Origin of the sequence: Bradyrhizobium sp. 139 (assembly GCF_023074175.1) — a bacterium.
In the GTDB taxonomy this organism is placed as follows: Bacteria; Pseudomonadota; Alphaproteobacteria; order Rhizobiales; family Xanthobacteraceae; genus Bradyrhizobium.
Window position 1 is genome coordinate 20891 of record NZ_JADPKS010000163.1, and the last position, 12518, is coordinate 33408.

The 12518-nt window shown below is 64.2% G+C and carries 6 protein-coding genes and 1 pseudogene; 3 read left to right on the top strand and 4 right to left on the bottom strand.

All coding sequences use genetic code 11. From position 1 onward, the window contains the following. Positions 1-138: 138 nt before the first annotated feature. Genes IVA80_RS34730 through IVA80_RS34740 form a run of 3 tightly spaced genes read right to left on the bottom strand, consistent with a single transcriptional unit; the run spans position 139 to position 5931 of the window. On the bottom strand, positions 139-3600 hold the full coding sequence (locus IVA80_RS34730) for an error-prone DNA polymerase (protein WP_247439624.1): 3462 nt from the start codon (positions 3598-3600) through the stop codon (positions 139-141). After that, a complete protein-coding gene (locus IVA80_RS34735; protein ID WP_247439625.1) occupies positions 3597-5246 on the bottom strand; it encodes a DNA polymerase Y family protein in 1650 nt (549 codons plus the stop codon). The genes IVA80_RS34730 and IVA80_RS34735 overlap by 4 nt, the downstream gene beginning before the upstream one ends. Further along, the gene (locus IVA80_RS34740; RefSeq protein ID WP_247439626.1) at positions 5143-5931 is read right to left on the bottom strand and encodes a DNA repair protein; all 789 of its coding nucleotides are present in this window, start codon (positions 5929-5931) and stop codon (positions 5143-5145) included. The genes IVA80_RS34735 and IVA80_RS34740 overlap by 104 nt, the downstream gene beginning before the upstream one ends. Before the next feature lie 164 nt (positions 5932-6095). On the opposite strand from IVA80_RS34740, the gene IVA80_RS34745 reads away from it, so the two are divergent. Together IVA80_RS34745 and IVA80_RS34750 are read left to right on the top strand one after the other, a co-directional pair. Continuing rightward, entirely contained in the window at positions 6096-7493 is a 1398-nt protein-coding gene (locus tag IVA80_RS34745; protein WP_247439627.1) for a UdgX family uracil-DNA binding protein, read from the top strand. A gap of 98 nt (positions 7494-7591) precedes the next feature. After that, positions 7592-9217: pseudogene (locus IVA80_RS34750) on the top strand (inorganic phosphate transporter); the annotation flags it as partial. A 166-nt stretch (positions 9218-9383) separates the two neighbouring features. On the opposite strand, the gene IVA80_RS34755 reads toward IVA80_RS34750, so the two are convergent. Continuing rightward, positions 9384-10556, bottom strand: a complete 1173-nt coding sequence (locus tag IVA80_RS34755; RefSeq protein ID WP_247439628.1) for a M20 aminoacylase family protein — start codon at positions 10554-10556, stop codon at positions 9384-9386. Positions 10557-10731: 175 nt separating this feature from the next. Between IVA80_RS34755 and IVA80_RS34760 the strand changes: the two genes are divergently transcribed. Beyond that, positions 10732-12351: a GMC family oxidoreductase N-terminal domain-containing protein gene (locus tag IVA80_RS34760; protein WP_247439629.1), complete on the top strand. Its 1620-nt coding sequence runs from the start codon at positions 10732-10734 to the stop codon at positions 12349-12351. The last annotated feature ends 167 nt before the right edge of the window (positions 12352-12518 follow it).

Below are 12518 nucleotides of genomic sequence, written 5' to 3' on the forward strand. Positions count from 1 at the left end.
GCGCCTTTGCCCGCCCTACAGCTGTCTCCACATCGTCATTGCGAGCGCAGCGAAGCATCCAGAATCTTTCCGCGTGACAGTCTGGATTGCTTCGCTGCGCTCGCAATGACGGCGTCGCAGCAGAGTGCACTACATTCCTCAACGAAAATCCCGCGACGGCGGCAGGATGCGGACGTTGCGGGGGTGGCGGATTTTTTGCGCAGGTGTATCGGCGTGGTCGCGGCGGTCGTCGTTGAGCGGCTCGATCAGGGCGGCGCCTGATGGCACCGGGTGCTTGCGGCTCAGGGCGTCATTGGCGAGGCTGACCAGATCGTGCGAGCGGTCGATCATGCGCTGGGCGATGAGATGCGTCACCTTCTCGGGGCTGCTCTGGATATAGCCTTCGACCAGAATGAGGCGCGCGCCCATCACCTCTTTGCGGTACTGCTCCATGATCTTGGGCCACACCACGACATTGGCGATGCCGGTTTCGTCCTCCAGCGTCATGAACACGACGCCGCTGGCGCTGCCCGGCCGCTGCCGCACCAGCACAACGCCGGCGCAGCGGACGCGGCGCCGCTCGTTCGCATAACTGATGTCCTTGCAGGCGACAACACGCTCGCGCGACAACATTTCGCGCAAAAATTCCATCGGATGGCCTTTGAGTGAAAGGCGGATGGTCTGGTAGTCGGCGACCACCTGCTCGGCCCGCGGCATCTCCGGCAATGGTTTTGCGTGCTCGTCCGGCTGCTCGCGCGCAGTGGCCGCCTCGAACAGCGGCAGCGGCACGTCATCGGGCAGCCGCCGCACCTGCCACAGCGCCTCGCGGCGATCGAGCCCGAGCGAGCGGAACGCGTCGGCATCGGCGAGCAGGATCAGGGCACGCTTGGGCAGGCCGGTGTCGCGGGCGAAGTCTTCCAGCGAGGTGAAGGGCCAGCGGCTACGCGCGGCGACGATGCGGTCGGCCCAGTCCTGGGCTGTCCCCACATTGACATTCCGAGGCGCGCCACTTGGCACGAGCCCGGAATTCATTGAGCCGCTTGCGCCTGGATAAATGGATTCCAGGTTCGCGCTTTGCGCGCCCCGGAACGACGATTGAATTTGCTTCAGTCTCTCCTCATCCGGATCGAGCCAGTGAAAACCGTCGATCTGGCGGAAACCGAGGCGCACGGCGCAGTATTTGCCGTTCCCCTCCTCCAGCATGTTTTGCGCAAAACTGTATGACACGTCGATGTCGCGGACATCGACGCCGTTCTTGCGGGCGTCGCCGACGATCTGCGCCGGGGCATAAAAGCCCATCGGCTGCGAATTCAACAAGCCGCAGCAGAATGCATCAGGATGATAATGCTTCAGCCACGACGAGATGTAGACGAGCTGCGCGAAGCTCGCTGCGTGGCTCTCCGGAAAACCGTAGGAGCCAAAGCCCTTGATCTGGTCAAAGCAGCTTCTGGCGAAGTTAGCATCGTAGCCGCGTGCAACCATGTTGCCGATCAGCTTCTCCTCATATTGGCCGATGGTGCCGACATTGCGGAAGGTCGCCATCGAGCGGCGCAGGCCATTGGCCTCCTCGGAGGTGAATTTTGCCGCCTCGATCGCGATGCGCATGGCCTGCTCCTGGAACAGGGGCACCCCGAGCGTTTTGTGCAGCACCTTGTAAAGCTCGTCCTTGTCGCCATGATCCGGCGACGGCGATGGATAGCTCACTTTTTCCAAGCCGTTTCGCCGCCGCAAGTAAGGATGCACCATGTCGCCCTGGATCGGACCCGGGCGCACGATCGCAACTTCGATCACGAGATCGTAGAAGGTCCGCGGCTTCAGGCGCGGCAACATGTTCATCTGGGCGCGGCTCTCGACCTGGAACACACCGAGCGACTCTCCATCACATAGCATGTCGTAGACCTCAGGATCATCCTGCGGGACGCTCGCCAAAACCCAGCGTTCGCCCTTGTGCTCGTCGATCAAATCAAAACATTTCCGGATGCAGGTCAGCATGCCCAGCGCGAGCACGTCGACCTTCATCATGTTGAGCGCGTCGACGTCATCCTTGTCCCATTCGATGAAGGTGCGGTCGTCCATCGCCGCGTTGCCGATCGGCACATAGGTATCGAGCCGGTCCTGCGTCAGCACATAGCCGCCAACATGCTGGGAGAGATGGCGCGGGAAATCGATCAGTTCGGTCGCAAGCTCGACCGCGAGATTGATCATGGCATTGTTGGGATCGAGCCCGGCCTGCCTGACCTGCATGTCGTTGAGGCCCTTGCCCCAGCTACCCCAGACGGTGTCGGCGAGCGCGGCAGTGACGTCCTCGGTCAGGCCCAGCGCCTTGCCGACGTCGCGGATGGCGCTGCGCGGACGATAATGAATGACGGTGGCGATGATTGCGGCGCGGTGGCGGCCGTAGCGGCGATAGACATATTGCATCACCTCCTCGCGCCGGGAATGCTCGAAATCGACGTCGATGTCCGGCGGCTCCAGCCGCTCCTTGGAGATGAAGCGCTCGAACAGGAGATCGACCTTGGTCGGATCGACCGAGGTGATGCCGAGCATGTAGCAGACGGCCGAGTTCGCCGCCGATCCCCGCCCCTGACACAAGATGCTCTGGCTGCGTGCGTAGCGCACGATGTCGTGCACGGTGAGGAAGTAATGCGCGTATTTCAGCTCGGCGATCAGCGCGAGCTCCTTCTTCAGGGTCGTGCGAAGCTTGTCATCGATCCTGCCGCCGAAGTATTTGTCGACACCGGCCCAGGTCAGATCCTCCAGATGTCCTTGCGCGGTCTTGCCCCGCGGCACCGGCTCGTCCGGATACTGGTATTTGAGCTGGTCGAGCGTGAAATCGATCTTGTCCGCAAAGCGCATGGTCTCCGCGATCGCCTCGGGAAAGTCGCGGAACAGCCGCGACATTTCTCTGGGAGTCTTCAGGAAGCGCTCGGCATTGGCTTCCAGCTTCCGTCCGACAGCTTCAATGGTGGTCTTTTCCCGGATGCAGGTGAGCACGTCCTGAAGCGGACGGCGGCCGGGATCGTGATAGAGCACCTCGTTGGTCGCGAGCAGCGGCACTTTTGCTTTTGCGGCGAGATCGTCGAGCCGCGCCAGGCGGCGGCGGTCGTCGCCGCGATAGACCAGGCTCGCCGCCAGCCACACGCCCTCGGCGCGGCTCGCCCTGAGCTTGGCGAGAACATCCAGCGCCTGCACTGGCTCGAAGCGATGCGGCAGCGTCAACGCCAGGAGCTGGCCTTCCGAAAACTCAAGAAGATCGGCAAAAGTGAGACGGCATTCGCCCTTCTCGATCCGCGTGATGTCGTCGCCGCGCTTGCCCCTGGTGAGGAGCTGGCACAGCCGGCCATAGGCGGCGCGGTCGCGCGGATAGACAAAAATGTCGGGCGTGCCGTCGATGAAGACGATGCGCGCGCCGATCAGGAGTTTTGGCTTGTGCAGCACCTTGTCATTGTCGAGCTCGTTGTAGGCGCGCACCACGCCGGCGAGCGTGTTGTGATCGGCAATGCCGATCACGGGAATGCCAAGGATGCTGGCCTGATGCACATAGGCGCGCGGATCCGAGCCGCCGCGCAGGAAGGAGAAGTTGGTGGTGATGCCGATCTCGGCATAAGCTGATATCTTCATGCAAAGAGACCGTGCACATACCAGTTGGGAGGAATGGGCTTGCCTTCTTTGTCGAAACACTCCCCTTCGTAAAGACCGTCGCGAAAAATCCAGAAGCGCAGGCCTTCGGCATCCTCGATGCGGAAATAATCCCGGGTCAATTGCTTGCCGTCCTGCCACCATTCCATCGCGATGCGCTCGGGCCCTTCCACCCGCGCCACTGAATGTTGCGCGCGGCGCCAGGTGAATTGATGCGGCGGGCCGTCGGGCACGGTCGCGAACGGCACCTTGATCGGCTCCGGCTTCTCGAACAGCCTGAGCGGGCGCAGCGGTGGCTCGCTCTCGGCGCGCGCCGGCCATGCGGCCTGCATGGCCACGGCGAGATGGTGTTGGGCAGGCGCGGCCAGCACCGCACACTCGGGAATATGGGTGTCCTGCGGCAGGTGCACGACAACGCGCTTTCCGCCGATGCGGGCGGCGATGCGGTCGATCAACGCGGCGATTTCGTCATTGTCGTGGACATGGGCGTCGAGATCGCGCTGCTCCTGCACCACAATCTCGGTGCGGCTCGCCGACAACCGCACCATGTCGAAGCCGAAGCCGGGGTCCAGCGGATCGGCGAGCGCGTCGAGGCGCTCGCGGAACAGACGGTCGACGACGGCGCTTCGCGTCACGGGACGTCCGGTCTCGACCATGATCGCGCGCACCACGCCGTCGGTGCGAAAGAAGGCGGCCTCAAGCCTCCGCGCGCCCTTGCCCTGCTTCTCCATGGACGCGATCAGCGTATCGGCGAGCCGCGACAGCGTCATCGCGATCATGGTGTCGGTCGCGATCGGTTCGGCAAAGCGCTTCTCCACGATGTAATCCGGCAGCGGTTTGCGCGGATTGATCGGGGCATCGCCATGCCCCAGCGCATGCGCGAGCAGCGTGAAGAACCGCGCGCCGAACCGCGCCGTGATCTCATGTGGCTCGCGCGAGGCGACATCGCCGATGGTTTTCAAGCCGGCGCGGCGCAGACCAGTGGTGATGGCCTCGCCCGCACCGAGCGCGGATACCGGCAGGGCGCTGATCGCCGCCGCCTCCCTGCCATCGGCGACGATGGTGCCAGAGGCCTGCCGCGTCAGCGTGCGCGCGCAGACCGAGGTGCCGGCGATCGCCGCGCTGACGGCAAAACCCTGCCGGGCGAGCGCGCGGACGAGTGTCTGCAACAACGCAGCTTCCCCGCCGAACAGATGCGCGCAGCCGGTGATGTCGAGGAACAGACCATGCGGCGGATCGAGCGCCACCAGCGGCGTGAAGCGGTCGCACCAGTCTGCGATGTCGCTAAGCGTCTTCGCATCGGCCACGACATCGGCGTCGAAAACTTTCAGATCCGGGCACATCGCCCGGGCATTGGCGAGTGGCAGACCAATGTGCAGGCCGAGGCGCTCAGCGGCCTCATCCAGCGCATGGATCACCAGCGCATTGTTGTCCTTGATGACGACGATGCTAGGTTCGTCTTTTTGTTTTGACGCGTTTTCTTCACGCGAACCGGCGTCCACTTCGCTTGAAAACGCTTTGCCTTTATCCAGCCCGACGTTGCTGAAAAACCGCCTGATCCGGTCGATGGGCAGGCGCGGCAGCCACAGGCTGAGAATGCGCCGACGATTCAGAGAACTGGCACTCATCACATTTCCATTCCATGATCCACCGGCCACATGGGCCGTGACGATTGCGCAAGAGTTCGGCATCGAAGCGCGGCGCGCCCCAGGCACTCCACATCGCCCCCGACGGCGAATGCGCCGCGCGCAACATCCATCGTGTCTCCGCGGTCGACGGCAAAGGTTGCGCGGCCATCCGCAACAACAAGCCGGTGACACCGGAAGACTGCGCTGCCAGCGTCAGCTTGCGGCTCGCCACGAGATCGAACTGTCTGCTCTCGCCCCAGAGCTCGAGCACGACGGCGCCCAGGGCATCGCAGGCGAGCGCGTCGGCCGAGGTGCGCAGCGCGCTCTCCACATCGGCGGCACGCACCATCACCACGCGGCGCGGATCGAGGCCGAGCTCGGCGAGCCCGCTCATCGACAGCGCGCCGGTTTCAATTTCCGAAAAATCCTGCCGCACCCACAGCAGCGGTTTGCGTGCCGTCATGCGGCCCGCAAGTCCCGTGACAAAACCCGTCGCGGTCGCGCCCTGGCGACCCTCGCAAAACACCTCGTGGATCGCCGCGCGCGCGAGCCCGCCCTTCAATGCGCTATCGACCTCGCTATGGCCGAGCGCCACGCGATTATGCTGATGCACGACCTCCGCCGTCTCGATGTGCTCGATCTGGGCGCGCAAGATCGCAAGCGCGCGCATGCGTGCGCTGCTCATGGCCGCCGCTCCTTCAGGGGTGATTGCCGATGGCTCTCGCAAGAGAACCAACGGCTGGCTCATTTGTTCATGATATGTTCTAATATAAAGCTAACGGGCGCACGAGAGTCAATCGAATTGGCGCCTCCACAGATTCATGAACAGAATCAAGAGGATTCAGTGCCATGTACCTCATCACCCTCGACAGCGAGACCGATTTCGACGGCTGGCGCAAAGCTGCGCGCGCACTTGCGCTGCATCAGGTCGCGCCGGCGGACGTGACCTGGGGCGTGCAAGGCCAAATGCAGGACCGGATGCCGCTCGGCCTGTCGGAAGCGCCAAGCCTTCCGCCGATCGAGACCGAAACCACATTCAGCGTGCCGGCCAATTTCATCGAGCTCGCACGCATCGCGATCCTGCATCGCGACAACGAACGCTTTGCGCTGCTCTATCGTGTGCTGTGGCGGTTGAAGGCCGATCACGATCTTCTGGAAACGATGGCCGATCCTGACGTGGCGCAGGCCGCCGCGATGGCCGGCAGCGTGCAGCGCGACGCGCAACGGATGCGCGACATCGTCCGCTTCCGCGAGATCGGGCGCGAGCAGAAGGCGCATTACGCCGCCTGGTTCGAGCCGGAGCACCACATCGTCGCTTTCACCGCGCCGTTTTTCGCCCGCCGCTTTGCCGACATGCCCTGGTCGATCCTCACGCCTGACATCTGCGCTCATTGGGACGGTCATGCGATCTCCTTCACGCCGGGGATCAGCCGGACGGAGACGCCCGCGCCGGGCCGCCTGGAGGAAACCTGGCGTCGCCATTTCCAGCCGGACCGGATGCCGACGCCTGAAGCACCGAGGACATTCCCGAGGAACCTCCAGGAAGCGTCGATACTTGGACCCCTGCTCGCTGATGCCGAACGCTGGACCGGCGGGCGGATTTCCCCGCGTCCGGAGGTTCCGATGAAACGCAAGACCGCAGCCAACGATCTCGAAACGCTTCGGGAGGAAGCCGCCCATTGCCGCGCCTGCCATCTCTACAAGGACGCGACGCAGACCGTGTTCGGCGAAGGCCCGACCTCCGCCAACATCATGCTGGTCGGCGAGCAACCCGGCGACAAGGAAGACCTCGCCGGCCATCCCTTCGTCGGTCCGGCCGGCCAGATGCTCAATCGGGCGCTGGAGGAGGCCGGCGTCGACCGCAAGAAGGTCTATGTCACCAACGCGGTCAAACATTTCAAATTCGTGCCGCGGGGCAAAATCCGCCTGCACCAGAAGCCGGCGACGCCCGAGATCCGGGCATGCCGGCAATGGTATGAGCGGGAAGTTTCGGCCATCCAGCCCGATCTCATCGTCGCGATGGGCGCCACCGCCGCGCAAAGCGTGTTCGGAAAGATCACCCCGATCGGCAAAAACCGCGGCCGGCTCATCGACCTTCCCGATGGACGCAAAGCGCTGGTGACGGTGCACCCGTCCTATCTCCTCCGGCTGCCGGATCCGAAGGCCAAGATGCTGGAATATCAGCGCTTCGTCGAGGATATGAAGATCGCCGCCGGCTTGCAGAAGAAAGCCGCGCGGGCGGCCTGAATACTGGCGGGAAAACGGCTTTCAAGCCTCGGTTGTCATCCAGCCTTCAAATCCATCGCGGACAATACCTTTACTTGAAAGTTAAGGGGCGTCCAGACATGACCGATATTGCATTCGACCGCGCGGTAGGCGATCCGGCGCCTGTCCAGCCGGCCTCGCGGCCAAATCTCGACAAGGGTTTTAACCCGCTCACGATGATCCTGTTCTTCGGCATTCTCGCCGCGGGCCTGCTGTTCGTCGCCTACAGCATCTATGTCGACGTCAACGCGACCGGCGTGCGGGTCACAACCTATCTGCCCTACATCCTGCTGTTCGTCGCGCTCCTGATTGCGCTCGGCTTCGAGTTCGTCAACGGCTTCCACGACACCGCCAACGCGGTGGCAACCGTGATCTACACCCATTCGCTGCCGGCCGAGATCGCGGTGATGTGGTCGGGCTTCTTCAACTTCCTCGGCGTGCTCATGTCCTCCGGCGCGGTCGCCTTCGGCATCGTCTCGCTGCTGCCGGTCGAGCTGATCCTCCAGGTCGGCTCCAGCGCCGGGTTCGCCATGGTGTTCGCACTGCTGATCGCCGCGATCCTGTGGAATCTCGGCACCTGGTTCTTCGGCCTGCCCGCCTCCTCCTCGCACACGCTGATCGGCTCGATCATCGGCGTCGGCATCGCCAACGCCGTCATGCGCGGCCGCGACGGCACCTCGGGCGTGGACTGGAGCAAGGCGACCGAGATCGGCTATGCGCTGCTGCTGTCGCCGCTGGTCGGCTTCATCTGTGCTGCCGTGCTGCTGCTCGTGCTCAAGATGATCGTGCGCAACCTGGCGCTCTATGGCGCGCCCGAAGGCAACAAGGCGCCGCCGCTCTGGATCCGGGGCCTCCTGATCGCGACCTGCACCGGGGTGAGCTTCGCGCACGGCTCGAACGACGGCCAGAAGGGCATGGGCCTGATCATGCTGATCCTGATCGGCACCGTACCGACGGCCTACGCGCTCAACCGCGCGCTGCCGGAATCCCAGATCGTCCAGTTCCAGAAGACCTCGGATGCCGCCTCCAAGGTGATCTCGGCGAAGGGCGCGGGCCACAGCATCATCGGCGATCCCCGTCCGGCCGTGACGCAGTACATCGCACTGCATCAGCTCAGCGACGGCACCTATCCCTCGCTCGCCGCGCTGGTGAAGGACGTCGGCGACCAGGTCGCCAAATACGGCTCGCTGACCAAGGTGCCGGCGGAAGCCATCGGCAACACCCGCAATGACATGTACCTGACCTCGGAAGCGATCCGTTTCCTGATGAAGGACAAGGAAAACGATCTCAGCAAGGACGAGGTCGCGGTGCTCAACACCTACAAGGGCTCGCTCGATGCCGCCACCAAGTTCATCCCGACCTGGGTGAAGGTTGCGGTTGCGATCGCACTCGGCCTCGGCACCATGATCGGCTGGAAGCGCATCGTGGTTACGGTCGGTGAGAAAATCGGCAAGACCCATCTCACCTATGCGCAGGGCGCCTCCGCCGAGCTCGTCGCCGCCGCAACGATCGGCGCCGCCGATGTGTTCGGCCTGCCGGTCTCGACCACCCATGTGCTGTCGTCGGGCGTCGCCGGCACCATGGCCGCGAACGGCTCCGGCCTGCAATGGTCGACCATCCGCAACCTGCTGATGGCCTGGGTTCTGACGCTGCCCTGCGCGATCGCGTTGTCGGCCACGCTCTACGTGATCTTCTCGCGGATATTTTTTGACGTCTCCTCTCCCTCGCCCCGTTCTTACGGGGAGAGGGTTGGGGTGAGGGGCTGTATCCGCGAAGACGGTAACAGTTGGACTCGCGGAGAGTCCCCCTCACCCGATCGCTTCGCGATCGACCTCTCCCCGCAAGCGGGGCGAGGTGAATGACGAGCCGAGCCTATGACGCCGCGAGCGATTCCTCGACCAGCTTGACCCAATAGGACGTGCCGAACACGATCGCCTCGTCGTTGAAATTGTAGGCGGGGTGATGCAGGCCGGCGCTATCGCCGTTGCCGCAGAAGATGAAGGCGCCAGGGCGCGCTTCCAGCATGTAGGCAAAGTCCTCGCCGCCCATCAGCGGCGGCATCTCGAGCACATTGGCGTCGCCCGCGACCTGCTTGGCGATCCGCTTCGCCACCTCGGTCTCCGCGGCGTGATTGACCACCACCGGATAATTGCGCTTGTAGTGCAGGTCGATCCTCGCACCGGTCATCTGCGCGACGCCGGCGACCACCTCATGCACCCGCTTCTCGACCAGCTTGCGCACGTCCGGCGACAGCGTGCGGATGGTGCCGCGCAGTGTCGCAGTCTGCGGAATGACGTTGCGGGCATTGCCGGCGTGGAATTCGCAGATCGAGATCACGGCCGATTCCAGGGGATCGACGCTGCGCGCAACGATCGATTGCAGCGCCGTGATCACCTGTGCGCCGACCAGAACGGAATCGACGCATTTGTGCGGACGCGCGGCATGGCCGCCGACGCCCTCGATCAGGATGTCGACCTCGTCGGTCGCAGCCATGATCGGACCCGGCCGGATCGCGAAGGAGCCGATCGGAATGCCCGGGCCGTTGTGCATGCCGTACACCTGCTCGATGCCGAAGCGCTCCATCAGACCGTCCTTGACCATGGCCGCGCCGCCGGCGCCGCCCTCCTCGGCCGGCTGGAAGATCACCACCGCCTCGCCGGCAAAATTGCGGGTCTCGGCGAGGTAGCGGGCTGCACCGAGCAACATCGCAGTATGGCCGTCATGGCCGCAGGCGTGCATCTTGCCCGGGTTCTTGGAGGCATAAGGCAGGTTGGTCTGTTCCTCGACAGGCAACGCATCCATGTCCGCGCGCAGGCCGATGGTCTTGAGCCCCTCGCCGGCCGGCTTGTTGCCCTTGATGACGCCGACCACGCCGGTCTGGCCGAGGCCGGTCACAACCTCATCGCAGCCGAACTCGCGCAGCCGATCCGCAACGAATGCTGCAGTGCGGTGGACGTCGTACAGCAGCTCCGGATGCTGGTGGATGTCCCGGCGCCAGGCCTGAATATCGGGTTGAAGGTCGGCGACGCGGTTCACGATGGGCATGGAGGGGTCTCGAGCTTTGTTGGGAATACAGGACTGTCTACCATGCAAGCGCCGGTCCACCTAACTGCCGCAGATCGACGGTCGCCCTGTTCTCTGGTCATGGACGGGCTTGTCCCGATCCGCCGCGTCTGCCTATTAGGACGGAACGTTAAGTGACCATCCGGGTGGAAGTAGAATGCCAAGGCGGCTCGAAGGTGAGTTTGACTACATTGTCGTCGGAGCCGGCACGGCCGGCTGCATCGTCGCCAACCGGCTGTCGGCCGATCCCAAGAACCGCGTGCTGATCCTGGAGGCCGGCGGCGACGACAATTGGATCTGGTTCCACATTCCGGTCGGCTATCTCTTCGCGATCGGCAATCCGCGCTCGGACTGGATGTTCAGGACCGAGGCCGAGCCGGGCCTGAACGGCCGCTCGCTGGCTTATCCCCGTGGCAAGGTGATCGGCGGCTCTTCGGCGATCAACGCCATGATCTCGATGCGCGGGCAGGCTGCAGATTACGACCATTGGCGCCAGCTCGGCATGACCGGCTGGGGTTATGACGACGTGCTGCCGCTGTTCAAGCGGCTCGAGGATCACTTCCTCGGCGCGAGCGAGCATCACGGCGCAGGCGGCGGCTGGCGCATCGAGGCGCCGCGGCTGTCATGGACCGTTCTCGATGCCGTCGGCGATGCCGCCGAACAGATGGGCATTAAGCGCATCCCGGATTTCAACACCGGCGATAACGAAGGCACCAGCTATTTCCACGTCAACCAGAAGCGCGGCCGGCGCTGGTCGTCGGCGCGCGGCTTCCTCAAGCCCGCGCTGAACCGCCCGAACCTGCGGCTCGAGAAGCATGTGCTGGTCGACCGCCTGATCATCGAGCAGGGCCGCGCCGTCGGCGTGCGCTTCATCCAGAACGGCGAGATCATCGAGGCGCGTGCCAAACGCGAGGTGATCCTCTCGGCCGGCGCCATCGGCTCGGTGCAGGTGCTGCATCGTTCCGGCATCGGGCCCGCCGACTGGCTGTCTCCGCTCGGCATCGACACCGTGATGGACAGGCCCGGCGTCGGCCGCAACCTCCAGGACCATCTCCAGCAGCGCGCGATCTATAAGGTCGAGGGTGTGCGCACACTGAACGAGACCTATTACAATCTGGTCCGCCGCGGCCTGATGGGGCTCGACTACGCCTTCCGCCGTCGCGGGCCTCTGACCATGGCGCCGTCGCAACTTGGCATCTTCACGCGCTCGGACGCGACGCGCGCGCGCGCCAACATCCAGTTCCACGTGCAGCCGCTGTCGCTCGATAAGTTCGGCGATCCCCTGCATCGCTTCCCCGCGATCACGGTGAGCGCCTGCAATCTCCAGCCGACTTCGCGCGGCACGGTGCGGCTGCGCTCGGCGATCCCGGACGAGAAACCGATCCTCGCGCCGAACTATCTGTCGACCGACGACGATCGCCAGGTCGGCGCCGACGCCATCCGCACCACGCGCCGCCTGATGCAGCAGAAGGCGCTCGCAAAGTACCGCCCGAGAGAATATCTGCCCGGCCCCTCCGTCGGCGACGACGATGCGTCGCTTGCCAAAGCCGCCGGCGACATCGGCACCACCATCTTTCATCCCGTCGGCACCGCGAAGATGGGCGCGGCGAACGATCCGATGGCGGTGGTCGACGAGCGCCTGCGCTTCTACGGCCTCGGCAATCTCCGCATCATCGACGCCTCGATCATGCCGACAATCACGTCCGGCAACACCAACACGCCGACGGCGATGATCGCCGAGAAAGGCGCGACGATGATTCTGGAGGATGCGAAGTGAAGAAGCCCGGATGGAGCGCGCAGCGCAATCCGGGATTCGTGACCGACCCCGCATTCCGCTTTGGTCCATGCGGGCTACACCCCATCTCCGCTCACGAAAAGGTCATCGCCTTCCCCGAATAAACCTGCCCCTCCCCCAATCACCTCCCCGAAGCCCAATTCCGGGCG